At 66.3% G+C, this 15449-nt stretch carries 10 protein-coding genes; 4 read left to right on the forward strand and 6 right to left on the reverse strand.

Going from position 1 to position 15449, the window contains the following annotated elements; genetic code table 11:
- Nucleotides 1-518: 518 nt before the first annotated feature.
- Complete coding sequence (acnA, locus tag QE373_RS07925) at nt 519-3272, reverse strand: aconitate hydratase AcnA (RefSeq protein WP_309685287.1); 2754 nt, start codon at nt 3270-3272, stop codon at nt 519-521.
- Nucleotides 3273-3503: 231 nt separating this feature from the next.
- Between acnA and QE373_RS07930 the strand changes: the two genes are divergently transcribed.
- The 4 genes from QE373_RS07930 (at nt 3504) to QE373_RS07945 (ending at nt 7554) form a co-directional block, all read left to right on the forward strand.
- Nucleotides 3504-3728 (forward strand): AbrB/MazE/SpoVT family DNA-binding domain-containing protein, encoded by a 225-nt coding sequence (locus QE373_RS07930; protein WP_057687522.1) that lies wholly within the window; start codon nt 3504-3506, stop codon nt 3726-3728.
- Nucleotides 3729-3735: 7 nt separating this feature from the next.
- Nucleotides 3736-4134, forward strand: a complete 399-nt coding sequence (locus QE373_RS07935; RefSeq protein ID WP_309685290.1) for a type II toxin-antitoxin system VapC family toxin — start codon at nt 3736-3738, stop codon at nt 4132-4134.
- 80 nt (nt 4135-4214) lie between these two features.
- On the forward strand, nt 4215-6806 hold the full coding sequence (gene acnB, locus QE373_RS07940) for a bifunctional aconitate hydratase 2/2-methylisocitrate dehydratase (RefSeq protein WP_057687520.1): 2592 nt from the start codon (nt 4215-4217) through the stop codon (nt 6804-6806).
- Nucleotides 6807-7278: 472 nt separating this feature from the next.
- Entirely contained in the window at nt 7279-7554 is a 276-nt protein-coding gene (locus QE373_RS07945) for a hypothetical protein (protein ID WP_309685292.1), read from the forward strand.
- Nucleotides 7555-7814: 260 nt separating this feature from the next.
- Here the strand turns inward: QE373_RS07945 and QE373_RS07950 are convergent, their stop codons facing one another.
- The 5 genes from QE373_RS07950 to QE373_RS07970 all read right to left on the reverse strand — a co-directional run bounded on the left by QE373_RS07950 (nt 7815) and on the right by QE373_RS07970 (nt 15372).
- Entirely contained in the window at nt 7815-8888 is a 1074-nt protein-coding gene (locus tag QE373_RS07950; protein WP_309685294.1) for a chemotaxis response regulator protein-glutamate methylesterase, read from the reverse strand.
- Nucleotides 8885-9481 carry a chemoreceptor glutamine deamidase CheD gene (gene cheD / locus QE373_RS07955; protein WP_042611992.1) on the reverse strand — a complete coding sequence of 199 codons (597 nt, stop codon included), beginning with the start codon at nt 9479-9481 and terminating at the stop codon, nt 8885-8887. Before cheD ends, QE373_RS07950 begins: the two co-directional genes overlap by 4 nt.
- The gene (locus QE373_RS07960) at nt 9478-10350 is read right to left on the reverse strand and encodes a CheR family methyltransferase (protein ID WP_123698770.1); all 873 of its coding nucleotides are present in this window, start codon (nt 10348-10350) and stop codon (nt 9478-9480) included. Before QE373_RS07960 ends, cheD begins: the two co-directional genes overlap by 4 nt.
- 55 nt (nt 10351-10405) lie before the next feature.
- Nucleotides 10406-12676: a methyl-accepting chemotaxis protein gene (locus tag QE373_RS07965; protein ID WP_309685298.1), complete on the reverse strand. Its 2271-nt coding sequence runs from the start codon at nt 12674-12676 to the stop codon at nt 10406-10408.
- A gap of 335 nt (nt 12677-13011) precedes the next feature.
- Nucleotides 13012-15372 carry a methyl-accepting chemotaxis protein gene (locus QE373_RS07970; RefSeq protein WP_309685300.1) on the reverse strand — a complete coding sequence of 787 codons (2361 nt, stop codon included), beginning with the start codon at nt 15370-15372 and terminating at the stop codon, nt 13012-13014.
- Nucleotides 15373-15449: the final 77 nt, after the last annotated feature.

The raw sequence follows: 15449 nt of genomic DNA on the forward strand, positions 1-15449 counted from the left end.
GGGGACTCCACAGGGTGCCTGGGACCGAGATTACTCCTGTTTCGTCCAATTTATATGAATTGTCTAAAATGGGAATTAATCATTTTTCCGGCTGGCGCCTCTTTGTTGTGAGGGAGGGCGGTTGAGGCCCTTGCGCAGGACACGTCGTAAAGCCATCCATGGGGCCTGCTTTCCGCCCATCCGGGGCTCCAAGTGTCCTGCGCAAGGGCCTCAACCGCCCTCCCGGCCGGTATCGCTGCGCCAGCGGAGGGTGGGGCGGGAGCAAAAGCAAAGGCGGTGACGGGCATCGTCCGTCACCGCCTTTCTCCTTTTTTATACGCGGCTGATGACCACCGGAAACCGTCAGGGCGACGGGTGGGCGGAGGCTGCGGGGGCGTTGAGCGCCATGGATGGCGCGAAACGAGGCCCGCAGGAGCGGCATTTGCCGTCCCCCGCAGCCTCCACCCACCCGGCGCCAACCCCGGAAACCAGCCCATCAGCCGCGAGGGGGTCAGCCCGTTCGAGCAGGCCCCCAGCCCTCAGCGTCCCGCCAACTGCCGCAGCACGTACTGCAGCAACCCACCGTGGCGGAAGTACTCCACTTCCTTCGGCGTCAGCAGCATCACCGACGCCTCGAACGTGACAACCGTGCCATCGGCCTTCTTCGCCGCCACCGTCGCGCGCTTGCTCGCGCCATCCTTCAGCCCGGTGATGTCGAACACTTCGGATCCGTCCAGGCCCAGCGACTGTGCGTTCTCGCCGTTGCGGAACTGCAGCGGCAGCACGCCCATGCCGACCAGGTTGGAGCGATGGATGCGCTCGAAGCTTTCGGCGATGACCGCCTTGACCCCCAGCAGCAGGGTGCCCTTGGCGGCCCAGTCGCGCGACGAACCGGTGCCGTATTCCTTGCCAGCCAGCACCACCAGCGGCACGCCGTCGGCCTTGTACTTGATCGCCGCGTCGTAGATCGCCAGCTTCTCCGGCTCGCCACCGCTGGCCGGGTAATACAGCGTGTTGCCGCCTTCTTCGCCGCCGAACATCAGGTTCTTGATGCGGATGTTGGCGAAGGTGCCGCGGACCATCACGTCATCATTGCCACGACGGCTGCCGTAGCTGTTGAAGTCCGCCGGCTGCACGCCGCGCTCCTGCAGGAAGCGGCCCGCAGGCGATTCCTTCTTGATGTTGCCGGCCGGGGAGATATGGTCGGTGGTGATCGAATCACCGAACAGGCCCATCACCCGTGCCCCGTGCACATCGTCGATGCTGCCGACCTGCATCGTCATGCCATCGAAGTAGGGCGGATTCTTGATGTAGGTGGAGCCGTCGTCCCATTCGTACAGGTCGCCATCGGGCGAGGCGATGGTGTTCCAGCGCGAGTCGCCCTTGAACACGTCGGCGTAGTTCTGCTTGAACATCTCCGGCCCCAGGGTCGCGGCGATGACATCGCCGATTTCCTTGTTGCTCGGCCAGATGTCACGCAGGTACACCGGCTGGCCATCGCTACCGGTGCCCAGCGGTTCGGTGGTCAGGTCGATGTCGGTGGTGCCGGCGATCGCATAGGCCACCACCAGCGGCGGGCTGGCCAGGTAGTTCATCTTCACTTCCGGGTGCACCCGGCCTTCGAAGTTGCGGTTGCCCGACAACACCGAGGTCACCACCAGGTCACCCAGCGCGATGCCGGCGCTGACTTCAGCCGGCAGCGGGCCGGAGTTGCCGATGCAGGTGGTGCAGCCGTAGCCCACCACGTAGAAGCCGAGCTTCTCCAGTTCGGCCAGCACGCCGGCCTTGGACAGGTAATCGGTGACCACGCGCGAACCCGGGCCGAGCGAAGTCTTCACCCACGGCTGGCGGTTGAGGCCGCGCGCGGCGGCATTGCGGGCCAGCAGGCCGGCGCCGATCATCACCGCCGGATTGGAGGTGTTGGTACAGGAGGTAATGGCCGCGATCACCACCGCGCCATCCTTCAGCCGGAACGCCTTGCCGTCCAGTTCCACGTCGGCCTGGCCCTTGGCCAGCTGTTCGTTGCCGACCGCCGTGCCGCCGCCTTCGTTGACGAAGGTGGAGACGTCCACGTCCTTCTTGTCGCGGTTGGTGGTCAGCCCGACCAGCGCTTCGCGGTAGTTGGCCTGCACGTCTTCCAGCAGCACGCGGTCCTGCGGGCGCTTGGGGCCGGCCAGCGACGGCTTGACCGTGCCCATGTCCAGTTCCAGCGTGGCGCTGTACTGGGCGTGCGCGGTATCGGCGTCGTGCCACAGGCCCTGCGCCTTGGCATAGGCTTCCACCAGCGCGATCTGCTCTTCCGGGCGACCGGACAGGCGCAGGTAGTTCAGCGATTCGTGATCGATCGGGAAGATGCCGCAGGTCGCGCCATACTCAGGCGCCATGTTGCCGATCGTCGCGCGGTCGGCCAGCGGCAGGTGCTGCAGGCCTTCGCCGAAGAATTCGACGAACTTGCCGACCACGCCGTGCTTGCGCAGCATCTGGGTGACGGTCAGCACCAGGTCGGTGGCGGTGGCCCCTTCGGGCATCTGGCCGGTCAGCTTGAAGCCGACGACCTGCGGGATCAGCATCGACGAGGGCTGGCCGAGCATCGCCGCTTCGGCCTCGATGCCGCCCACGCCCCAGCCCAGCACGCCGATACCGTTGATCATGGTGGTGTGGCTGTCGGTGCCGAACACCGTATCCGGGTAGGCGACCTGGGTACCGTCCTTGTCGACGGCCATCACCACGCGGGCCAGGTTTTCCAGGTTCACCTGGTGGACGATGCCGGTATTGGGCGGCACCACCTTGAAGTTGTCGAACGCCTTCTGGCCCCAGCGCAGGAAGCCGTAGCGTTCCTGGTTGCGCTGGAATTCGATCTTGCCGTTGAGATCCAGCGCTTCGGGCTTGCCGAACACGTCCACCTGCACCGAATGGTCGATGACCAGCTCGGAGGGGATCTGCGGGTTGATCTGCTCCGGACTGCCGCCGAGCTTGACCACCGCATCGCGCATCGCCGCCAAGTCGACCACGCAGGGCACGCCGGTGAAGTCCTGCAGCACCACGCGCGCGGGCATGAAGGCGATCTCGATTTCCGGTTCGGCCTTCGGGTCCCAGGTCGCTATTGCTTCGATGTGGTCCTTGCCCACGGTGACCCCGCCATCCTCATGCCGGAGCAGGTTCTCCAGCAGGATCTTCATCGAATAGGGCAGGTGGGAAATATCGAAGCGCTGGCCCAGCTTGGGCAGGCTGAAGTAATCGTAGCGCTTGCCGGCTACGTCCAGCTGGCTGCGCGTGGAGAACGAATCACTCATTGCGGATGGCTCCTTTGCTGATGGCTTGCAACGGCCGCGCACCGGGCGCGCCTGCTTGCTCAGCTGGAAATCTTACACATTCAGATGTAGCGCCCATGTCAGCACTTTCCAAAAAGGGGACGGGGGGAATTAAGTCGTTTTCGACCCCCGCCGGGCTGACAACGCCTTAATTCCCTCCGTCCCCTTTTTGAAAAGTATGTATAATTCGTACATACCGAAGAGGGCCTACCCATGGAAGCCACCGTAGCTGAACGCGGCCAGATCACCTTGCCCAAGGCGGTCCGCGATGCACTGGGCCTGACCAAGGGCACCCAGCTGACCGTGGAACTGGAAGGTGGCCGGATCATCCTGCGCAAGAGCGTGGACGACGCCATCTCGCGCGCCCGCGGCAAGTTCGCACTGGATGGCTTCGACTCCACCGATGCGGCTGTGAAGGCCGTCCGTGACGAGCAGTAAGCCGGCCATGATCGCCGTTGATTCCCCGGTCCTGATCGAACTGCTCAGCAACGGCCCGCAGGCCGATGCCGTGGAGGCCTGCCTGCGGCAGAGCCTGGTCGGCGGCCGCGTGGTGGTCTGCGGGGCGACCCTGGCCGAAGTCTGCGCTGCGCTGCGCGGCGGGGCCGAGGTCCTGGAGGCGCTGGAAGAAATGGGCGTGCATTTCAACGCACTGGAAGCCAAATCGGCCCTGCGCGCCGGTGAGATGCAACGCCGCCACCGCCAGCGCGGCAACCAGCGCCGCAGCCTGGACGGCTTCATGGTCGGTGCCCACGCGCTGCTGCAGTGCGATGGCCTGATCACCTGGAACGACACGTTTTACCGGGATTACTTCAAAGGCCTGAAGCTGATCGTGCCGCAGGCCTGAACCGCGAAGTGACCCCGACGTAGCCCTGTTTTCATTGCTTCATCCAACCGTTTTATTCACCGCATTACCCGGGAGTTGTCATGTTGGAAGCCTACCGCCACCACGTCGCCGAGCGCGCTGCGCTTGGCATCCCGCCCCTGCCGCTGACCGCGCAGCAGACGGCCGATGTCATTGAACTGCTGAAGAACCCGCCCGCCGGCGAAGCCGAGTTCCTGCTCGACCTGCTGACCCACCGCGTGCCGGCCGGCGTCGATGACGCCGCCAAGGTCAAGGCGTCCTACCTGGCCGCCATCGCCTTCGGCAGCGAGCAGAACCCGCTGATCAGCCGCGAGCGCGCCACCGAACTGCTGGGCACCATGCTCGGCGGTTACAACGTCGCCCCGCTGGTCCAGCTGCTGGATGACGCCACCGTTGGCAGCATCGCCGCGGCCGCGCTGAAGAACACCCTGCTGGTGTTCGATGCCTTCCATGATGTGCAGGAAAAGGCCAAGGCCGGCAACGCCAACGCCCAGTCCGTGCTGCAGAGCTGGGCCGACGCCGAATGGTTCACCAGCCGTCCGGAAGTGGCCCAGAGCATGACCCTGACCGTGTTCAAGGTGCCGGGCGAAACCAACACCGACGACCTGTCGCCGGCGCCGGATGCCACCACCCGCCCGGACATCCCGCTGCACGCCCTGGCGATGCTGAAGAACAAGCGTCCCGACGCGGCGTTCGTGCCGGAAGAAGATGGCAAGCGCGGCCCGATCCAGGAAATCCTGTCGCTGAAGGACAAGGGCCACCTGGTGGCCTACGTGGGCGACGTGGTCGGTACCGGTTCATCGCGCAAGTCGGCCACCAACAGCGTGCTGTGGTTCACCGGCGAAGATATTCCGTTCATCCCGAACAAGCGTTTCGGTGGTGTCTGCCTGGGTTCGAAGATCGCCCCGATCTTCTACAACACCATGGAAGATGCCGGCGCGCTGCCGATCGAGCTGGACGTCACCCAGATGGAGCACGGTGATGTCATCGAGCTGCGTCCGTACGACGGCAAGGCGCTGAAGAACGGCGAAGTGATCGCCGAATTCCAGGTCAAGTCGGACGTGCTGTTCGACGAAGTGCGCGCCGGTGGCCGCATCCCGCTGATCGTCGGCCGTGGCCTGACCGCCAAGGCGCGCGAAGCGTTGGGCATGCCGGTCACCGACCTGTTCCGCCTGCCGGTGCAGCCGGCCGACACCGGCAAGGGCTTCTCGCTGGCGCAGAAGATGGTCGGCCGTGCCTGTGGCCTGCCGGAAGGCCAGGGCATGCGCCCGGGGACCTACTGCGAACCGAAGATGACCTCGGTCGGTTCGCAGGACACCACCGGTCCGATGACCCGTGACGAACTGAAGGACCTGGCCTGCCTGGGCTTCTCGGCCGACCTGGTGATGCAGTCGTTCTGCCACACCGCGGCCTACCCGAAGCCGGTCGACGTCAAGACCCATCACACCCTGCCGGAGTTCATCTCCACCCGTGGCGGCATCTCGCTGCGCCCGGGCGACGGCGTGATCCACAGCTGGCTCAACCGCATGCTGCTGCCGGACACGGTCGGCACCGGCGGTGACTCGCACACCCGTTTCCCGGTGGGTATTTCGTTCCCGGCCGGTTCGGGCCTGGTGGCCTTCGCTGCTGCCACCGGCGTGATGCCGCTGGACATGCCGGAATCGGTGCTGGTGCGCTTCAAGGGCAAGATGCAGCCCGGCGTGACCCTGCGCGACCTGGTCAACGCGATCCCGCTGTACGCGATCAAGGCCGGCCTGCTGACCGTGGCCAAGGCCGGCAAGAAGAACATTTTCTCCGGTCGCATCCTGGAAATCGAAGGCCTGCCGGACCTGAAGGTGGAACAGGCATTCGAGCTGTCCGATGCCTCGGCCGAGCGTTCCGCTGCCGGTTGCTCGGTGCACCTGGACAAGGCGCCGATCATTGAATACCTGACCAGCAACATCACCCTGCTGCAGTGGATGATTGCCGAGGGGTACCAGGATCCGCGTTCGCTGCAGCGTCGCATCGACAAGATGAAGGAATGGCTGGCCGATCCGCAGCTGCTGGCACCGGATGCCGATGCCGAGTACGCGGCGGTGATCGAGATCGACCTGGCCGACATCCACGAGCCGATCGTGGCGTGCCCGAACGATCCGGATGACGTCAAGATGCTGTCCGAGGTGGCCGGTGCCAAGATCGATGAAGTGTTCATCGGTTCGTGCATGACCAACATCGGTCACTTCCGTGCGGCGGCCAAGCTGCTGGAAGGCAAGCGTGACATTCCGACCAAGCTGTGGGTCGCTCCGCCGACCAAGATGGATGCCTCCGAGCTGACCCGCGAGGGCCACTACGGCACCTTCGGCAGCGCCGGTGCACGCATGGAAATGCCGGGCTGTTCGCTGTGCATGGGCAACCAGGCGCAGGTGCGCGAGGGCGCGACGGTGTTCTCGACCTCGACCCGCAACTTCCCGAACCGCCTGGGCCGCAACTCGAACGTGTACCTGGGTTCGGCGGAGCTGGCGGCGATCTGCTCGCGCCTGGGCCGTATCCCGACCAAGGAAGAGTACATGGCGGACGTGGGCGTGCTGGAAGCCAGCGGTGCGGAGATCTACCGTTACATGAACTTCGATCAGATCGAGGAGTATCAGGAAGCCGGCAAGCCGGTCGCCGCCTGATCTCTCTGTTCTCGTAGTGCCGACCTTGGTCGGCAGCTCGTGAGATCCGGAACCCCTCTGGTGTGAGCCAGGGGGGTTTTTCTGTCTGGGGTGGGCTTGGGAGCGGCAACTGGGCCGGGTGGGTGATGGCCATGGGTCGTCACGCTTTATGCTGGCTCGCGCGAGGCTGACGTGCATTGCGCACTTCAATTACAACTTGGCCCATGTACGGTGCGTCGTCGACTGTCCACGCTGGACGTGCTGGGGCGAAATCGCACCAGCCGGGATTGCCGTCCTGGAAAACGCTATCAAACAGCTCTGTTGCGCCCTCTGGCGTGGTGGACAATGCATTGCCCTGCCAATCCTATGGCGGGTGATGCGTGGGGATCCTTGGATCCGCCGGTTTTGATAGCGTAATCCGGTACGGCAACCCGCATCGCCCGCCGCCTTGCGCTCAAGCGCGGGCGGCTTTCAAGCAATGGGAGGTCTACCGATGGATATCGAATCCGCAGCTCCGCCGTGCACCGATGCGGTCGTCATGGATGCGCTCAACGCACGATTGCGTGCCACGCCGGTGGATGCCGATTGCCTGGTGGCGGCGCTGTTGCTGCTGGTCGAGCAGCGCGGGATCAGCGGCGTCGCGCGTAGCTGTGGCATGAGCAACGCCACCTTCCGCCGGCAGTTCCGCAACGCGCGCGACCTGCCGTTGTCCACCCTGGTGCGCGTGCTGCAGGCGTTTGCAATGCAACTGCGCGTGGAGACCCGGTAGCGCCGAGCCGTGCTCGGCGGAATGCATCATCGCGCCTCAGCAAACAGCCGCCGCCCCTGCGGCGGCGTTGACGGCCAGCGGCCGTCACTACCGCTCGGCCAGCCGGTAGCGCCGAGCCGTGCTCGGCGAGCGCAGCGGAAGGCAGGAGCGTGACGACCAACGGTCGTCACCCACCAACGGTCGTCATCCACCCAATGGTCTTTGCCCACCAACGGGACGACGCTGGCCCACGTTGACGGCCAGCGGCTGTCACTACCAGATCATGCGCGCGACAGTGCCAGCAGGCGCTCGGCGATCTTCTCCAGCGGCAGCTGTTCTTCGGCCGCGCCGAGCTTGAACGCGGCACCGGGCATGCCCCATACCACCGACGTGGCCTCGTCCTGCACCAGCGTCGGGGCGCCTGCCTGGCGCAGCTGCAGCAGCCCGCGCGCACCGTCATCGCCCATGCCGGTCAGGATCACCCCGATCGCATTGGCGCCGGCACTCTGCGCCACCGACTGGAACAGCACGTCCACCGCCGGCTTGTGCCGGTTCACCGGCGGGCCGTCGTCGATCCGGCAGCGCCAGCGCGCACCATCGCGGATCACCCGCAGGTGCTTGCCACCCGGTGGCAGGTAGGCGTGGCCCGGCAGCACCGCTTCGCCATCGCTGGCTTCGCGCACGGCCATCGCCGAATGACGGTCCAGGCGCTCGGCGAATGCCGTGCTGAAGGTCGCCGGCAGGTGCTGGGTCATCACCACGGCGGGCGCATCGGCGGGCAGCCCTTCCAGGACCACGCGCAGCGCTTCGGTACCTCCGGCCGAAGCGCCGATTGCGATCAGGCGGTCGGTGGTGCGGAACTGCGAGGGCCGCGGTGTGATCGGTGCGGCCGGCGATGCCAGCGTGACCTTGGCTGCCACCGGCGCGCGCACCAGTGCACGCACGCGCGAGCGCGCGGCGGTCTTCACCTTCTCGATGATTTCATCGGCATAGCCCTGCAGGCCGCGCGTCACATCCAGTTTGGGCTTCGACACGAAATCCACCGCGCCCAGTGCCAGCGCCTGCAGCGTGGTGTCGGCGCCGCGCTCGGTCAGCGATGAAATCATCACCACCGGCAGCGGATGCAGGCGCATCAGGTTCTCCAGGAAGGCCAGGCCATCCATCCGCGGCATTTCCACGTCCAGCGTGATCACGTCCGGTGCCAGCCGCTTGATCTTCTCGCGGGCCAGCAGCGGGTCGGCGGCGGTGCCGACCACTTCGATGCCGGGATCGCTGGCCAGGATCTCGCTGAGGATCTGCCGGACCACGGCCGAATCGTCCACGATCAGTACGCGACAGGGTTGTTCCAGGCTCATTCGAACAGCTCCACGCCGCCGGTGACCGGGGCTTTGGACAGGCGGGCACGCACGGCCGATTCGGTCGCGGCCACTTCGGCTTCGTGTGCATGCGGCAGGCGGTTGACCACCACGCGGCCGCTGTCGGCGAAGAACCAGATCTTGCGCGGATGAATCCCGCATAGATCCTCGGCGACGATGGGGATGTGCTCGGCCTGCAGGTACTGGCGCACGAATTCGGCGTTGCGCGTACCCACCGGGTTGCTGGTGAAGCCCTTCAGCACGTTGGCGCCGCCGAACACCTTGGCTTCCAGGCGCTTGCGGTTGGCGCCGCGCTTGAGCAGGTCGTTGATCAGCAGTTCCATCGCGTAGCTGCCGTAGCGCGCGGGCGCGCCGTCGCCGACATTGCCTTCCGGCAGCAGGAAGTGGTTCATGCCGCCGATGCGCAGCACCGGGTCGCGCAGGCAGGCTGCCACGCAGGAACCGAGGATGGTGGTCAGCGCGGTGTCATCGTCCACCACCAGGTACTGGGTGGGCAGCAGCTTGGCGGCGGTGACCTTGAAGCGGCTGTCGTAGTAGCGCATGACATCGTCTTCGCGCAGGGCGGCACTCACGTCGGTGCTCCCGGTGCGCGACGGTACAGGGTCCGGCCGCATGGCTGGATCAGGTCGGCGGCATGCAGGTAGTTCTCGGAGTGCCCGGTGTAGAGCATGCCGTCGTCGGCCAGGTGGCGGACCAGCCGGCCGAGGATGTCGCGCTGGGTCGGCTTGTCGAAATAGATCATCACGTTGCGGCAGAACAGGGCAGTGAACGGGCCGCCGATGTCGAAGCGCGGTGCGAGCAGGTTGAGCGGGCGATAGTCGATCAGTTCGCGCAGTGCGGGCACCACCCGGCACTGGCCGTCGTTGGGTCCGGTGCCGCGCTGGAAGTAGCGGCGTTTCATGTCCGGGTCCAATCCCGCCACGCGGTCGATCGCGTAGACCCCGCGTGCGGCGGTGGCCAGCACCTGGGTATCCACGTCGGTGGCGACGATGCGCACCGGCGGCTTCAGCGTGCCGAAGGCTTCGCAGGCGGTGATCGCGATGGAGTAGGGCTCTTCACCGGTGGACGCCGCGCACGACCACAACAGCAGCGGGTTGGCGCTGGTGGCGGTGGCGGCGCGTGCCTTGAGCTCCTCGCGCAGTTTGTCGAAGTGGTGCGGCTCGCGGAAGAACGCGGTGAGGTTGGTGGTCAGCGCGTTGGTGAAGGCCTGCCACTCGTCATCGCCGCCGTTTTCCAGGTGGTCCAGGTACTGCTGGAAACTGCGCATGCCCAGCGCACGCAGGCGCCGCGACAGCCGTCCGTACACCATGTCCCGCTTGGCCGGTGCCAGGGCGATGCCGGCGCGTTGGTGGATGAGTTCGCAGACGCGGCGGAAGTCGCGGTCGGCGAAGTCGAACTCGCGGTTGTCGGTGCGGATGATCGGAGAGGCAGGCAGGGTCACGGGGGGTGTCCAGTGCGGGTACGAAGGCGCGGGGAGGTGCCCGCGCCGTTGCGGATCAGAATTCCTGCCAGTTGCCGTCGTCCGGCGTCTGCAGCACGCGCGGGGTGGGGGCTGGACGCGCCGCTGCACGTGCCGGGGTGCGCGCGGGGCTCGCCGCCACGATCACCGGACGCTCGACGCGGGCGGCGACCGCACGTACGGCGGCGTCCACCTGGTTGTCCAGGCGGAAGATCGCCACGGCATCGGCAAGCTGGGTTGCCTGTTCTTCCATCGCACGCGCCGCGGCGGTGGCTTCTTCCACCAGTGCGGCGTTCTGCTGGGTGGTTTCGTCCATCTGCACCACGGTCTGGTTGACTTGTTCGATGCCGGCGGACTGCTCCTGCGACGCGGCCGAGATCTCGGCCATGATGTCGGTCACGCGCTGTACCGAGGCGACGATCTCGCCCATGGTGGCCCCGGCCTGGTGCACCAGCGCCGAGCCATCGGCGACCGTCTCCACCGACGCGTCGATCAGTCCCTTGATCTCCTTGGCGGCCGCCGCCGAACGCTGCGCGAGGGTGCGTACTTCGCTGGCGACCACGGCGAAACCGCGGCCCTGTTCGCCCGCGCGCGCGGCTTCCACCGCGGCGTTCAGCGCCAGGATGTTGGTCTGGAACGCGATGCCGTCGATCACCGAGATGATGTCGGCGATCTTCTTCGACGAAGCTTCGATGGAGGTCATGGTGGTGACCACCTGGCCGACCACCTCGCCGCCCTGCGAGGCCACGCCGGCCGCACCGATCGCCAGCTGGTTGGCCTGGCGCGCGTGCTCGGCGTTCTGGCGCACGGTGGAGGTCAGTTCCTCCATCGAGGCGGCGGTTTCTTCCAGGTTAGCCGCCTGCTGTTCGGTACGGCGCGACAGGTCATTGTTGCCGCTGGCAATTTCACCTGCCGCCAGGGTGATGCTGCTGGTCGCGCCCTGGATCTGGCCTACGATCCGGGTCAGCTGGATGACCGTGGCATTGGCATCGTCACGCATGCGCGCGAACACGCCCTGGAACTCGCCGTGCATGCGCGCGGTCAGGTTGCCTTCGGCGATGGCCGACAGCAGCGCGGACAACTTGCCGAGGTTGTCATCGCTGACGGCCATCATCGCGTTGAGGTTTTCCACCATCGCGCGGAAATCGTGTTCGAACGACGCCGCATCGCCGCGCTGGCTGAAGTCGCCGGCCGCAGCCGAGGCCGCCAGGCGCTTGATCTCCGCGTTGATGCGGCCCAGGTTGGCCTTCACCGCATCCACGGTGGTGGTGATGGCGGCCTTGTTGCCGGGGTAGCGGGCGATATCGGCGCGCAGGTCGCCGATGGCGTACTGCTGCACCACCGCCAGCACGTCATGCAGGGTCTGCACGTGGCTGCCGACCAGCGTGTTGGTGTCACGCACCATCTGCCCGTATTCGCCGGGCACGCCGCTGGCGTCGATGCGGTAGGCCAGCTCGCCGGCTTCGTGGCGGCGCGCCATCTCGCGCTGGCCGCCGATCACCGCGTGCAGCTGGTCCTGCATGCGGCCCATGCTGTGCAGCAGGCGGCCGGGTTCGTCATGCGGCTGTTCGCCGATGGCGTTGTCCAGCTTGCCGGCGGCGATGCCTTCGGCCACCAGCGTGGCCTTGCGCAGCGGGGTGGCGATGCGGCTGCCGATCACCCAGCTCAGGGCCAGCACGACCAGCACGACGATGCCGCCGGTCAGCGCCATGATCAGGGTGAAGGTCCACGCCTGGGCCTGCACGTCGTCCATGTAGACACCACTGGTGACCACCCACTGCCAGGGCGCGAACATGTGCGCGTAGGTGACCTTGTCGATCGGCTTGTCTGCGCCGGGCTTGTTGGTCTGGTAGTAGGTGTAGCCGCCGCCGATGCGCGCCATGCCGACCTGCAGGTAATACAGCGGCACGCCGTCGACGGAGGTGTAGTCCTTCTGCACGCTGCCCACGCGCTCGGGCTTGAACGGGTGCATCAGCAGCACATAGTTCGTGTCCAGCACGTTGTAGTAATAGGCGTTGTCCTGCGCCCGCATGGCATCGATGGCCTGCAGGGCGGCGGCCTTGGCGGCCTCTTCGGTCAGCTCGCCGCTGGCGGCCAGCTTCTGGTAATGGCTGAGTACGCCTTCGGCCAGTTCCACCTGCACCGCCAGCGATTCCTTGCGGGTCTCGGTCAGGTCCAGGTACTGCATGCGCGCAGCGACGATGGACAGTGCGATGACGCCGATGGCGATCAGCACGGTGAGCAGGTTGAGCTTGCGGCGAACCGGGAGGTTGTCGAAGTAGCGATGCCAGCGTTGCTTGAGCGTCATGGAGCGGGACCAGAACAGGGAAGGGGGCGCGGATCTGCCGCGTCATCCGTGTTATCGGCCGCGACGGCGGACAATTGAGCGCCGAAGATGCAGGCGGTAACGCCACGTCGTGCTTGGAGAGGGCGGCGGCGGGGGAGACAGCGTGACGACCAACGGTCGTCACCCACCGCCGCAGAAGACGGCCAGCGGCCGTCACTACCGGGATGGCGGTAGCGCCGAGCCATGCTCGGCGCGCGCGGCGGCGGGGGCGACAGCGTGACGACCAACGGTCGTCACCCACCGCGCAAAAAAAAGGCCGGGCACCAGGCCCGGCCGTATCCGAAGACGCAGACGGATCAGAACTCCTGCCAGTCACCATCGGCCAGCTCGGTTGCCGGCTGGCGGCTGGCCGGGCGGCGCGGGACCGACGGGGTGGCAATCGGTGCAGCAGTACGCGCACGTGCCGGTGCCGGGGTGTCGTGCTGCAGCTCGGCCTCGTCTAGGGTGAACACCGAAACCGCCTCGCTGAGGTGGCCGGCCTGCTCTTCCATGGCGCGCGCGGCGGCGGTCGCTTCTTCCACCAGTGCAGCGTTCTGCTGGGTGGTTTCGTCCATCTGCACCACGGTCTGGTTGACCTGCTCGATGCCGGCCGACTGTTCCTGCGAGGCAGCGGAGATCTCGGCCATGATGTCGGTCACGCGCTGCACCGAGGCGACGATTTCGCCCATGGTCGCGCCGGCCTTGTGCACCAGTGCCGAACCATCTGCGACCTTGCCGACCGAGTCGTCGATCAGGCCCTTGATCTCCTTGGCGGCTGCGGCCGAACGCTGTGCCAGCGTGCGCACTTCGCTGGCAACCACTGCGAAGCCACGTCCCTGGTCGCCGGCGCGTGCTGCTTCCACGGCAGCATTCAGCGCCAGGATGTTGGTCTGGAAGGCGATGCCGTCGATGACCGAGATGATCTCGGCGATCTTCTTGGACGACGCTTCGATCGCCGACATGGTGGTGACCACCTCGCTGACCACCGCGCCGCCCTGGCTGGCGACACCGGCTGCGCCGATCGCCAGCTGGTTGGCCTGGCGGGCATGTTCGGCGTTCTGGCGCACGGTGGAGGTCAGTTCCTCCATCGATGCCGCGGTTTCTTCCAGGTTCGCCGCCTGCTGTTCGGTACGGCGCGACAGGTCACTGTTGCCGCTGGCGATTTCACCGGCGGCCGAGTTGATGGCGCGGCTGGAATGCTTGATGCGGGTGACGATGCTGCTCAGCTGTTCGGCGGTCGCATTGGCGTCGTCACGCATCTGCGCGAAGACACCCTGGTAATCGCCGTGCATGCGCGCGGTCAGGTCACCGCGCGACAGCGCGTTGAGCAGCTGGGAGATCTGGTCGATGCTCGATGCGTTGGCATCCAGCAGGCCGTTGATCTGGTTGGCCAGCTGCAGGAAGAAGCCGTCCTTGCCTTCGCTGTCCACGCGGTCGGTGAGGTCGCCGGCGGCGGCGCGGGCGATGACCCGGGCCACTTCGGCTTCAACGGCGGCTTCCGGGGTGCGGTCGCGCCATTCGGTCACGTGGCCGACCGTTTCGCCTTCTTCGTTGCGGATGGTGGAGATGACCTGGGCGAACTGTGCCTGGCCGTACTGCACTTCGCGGCGGGCCACGCCGTTGCGCTCCAGTTCGGACAGCACGGCCGCATCGGCCTTGCCGCCCACTTCCAGTTCGGCGACCGGGCGGCCGACCAGCGGCGCTTCGACGTCGAAGTCCGGCAGGTCCTTGCGCACTTCGGCGGCATGCTCGACCAGCGACTGCGCCAGCGCACGGTTGGCGTAGACGATCTGCTGGTTGGCATCGCTGAGGAACACGCCGGTGGAGCTGTAATCCAGCGCGGTGCGGATGCGCAGGTTCTCGCTGGCGATGGCCTGGTCGCGTTCGATGCGTTCGCGCAGGTCGCGCTGCATGCGCTGCATGGCCTGCATCAGGTCGCCCACTTCATCCGAACGCGAGGTGTCGATGTGGCCGTCGAGCTTGCCGCTGGCCACTTCGTTGGCCACGCTCACCGCGCCGCGCACGCTGCCGACCAGGGCACGGGCGAACAGCCACACCAGCACGAAGCCGAGCGCGGCGCCACCGAGCAGGGCGATGATGATCAGCGTGGCGGAGGTGGCATAGGTGGATTCTGCCTGCTCGCGCGCAGCGCGGGCCAGGCGGTTGTCTTCGGCGATCAGCGTTTCCAGTGCAGCGGCCGAAGCGCGGTGCTTGGTGCGCGTCTCACCGACGAACGTATCGATGGCATCGTCGGGCAGCTGCAGTTCCAGCATTTCGCTGACCGAATCGTAGGAGGCGAGTGCGCCGTTCCAGTCCTTGACGAAGGTATCGAACAGGGCCTTCTGCTGCGGGTTGTCGACCGTTGCCGGGTAGGCTTTGATCGAGGCATCCAGCTGCTTGCGCAGCTCTTCGGCGCGGGTGTGTGCTTCGGCCTTGACGTCATCGCTGGCGCGGATCAGCTGCTGGTAGGCGGAGTTGCGGTATTCACCCAGCATGCCGCGCATTTCGCCTGCCATGCGGATGCTTTCCATCCGCTTGCCGGCCAGGTCGGTGGTCACGTCATTGAGCGAGTGCAGGCCACGGTAGGCCACGATGCCCTGAAGCAGCATCACCAGCAGCAGCACACCGAAGGTGAGCAGCAGCTTGGGCATCAGTTTGAGGTTGTTGATCCAGGGCATGGGCGTTGCACTCTCCAAAGGCGGACGCGTCCGGGCCACCATGGCCCGGGTGCAGCAGCCACGCCGGCCGTGCCGGC

Source organism: Stenotrophomonas sp. SORGH_AS_0321 (assembly GCF_031453215.1).
GTDB lineage: Bacteria > Pseudomonadota > Gammaproteobacteria > Xanthomonadales > Xanthomonadaceae > Stenotrophomonas > Stenotrophomonas chelatiphaga.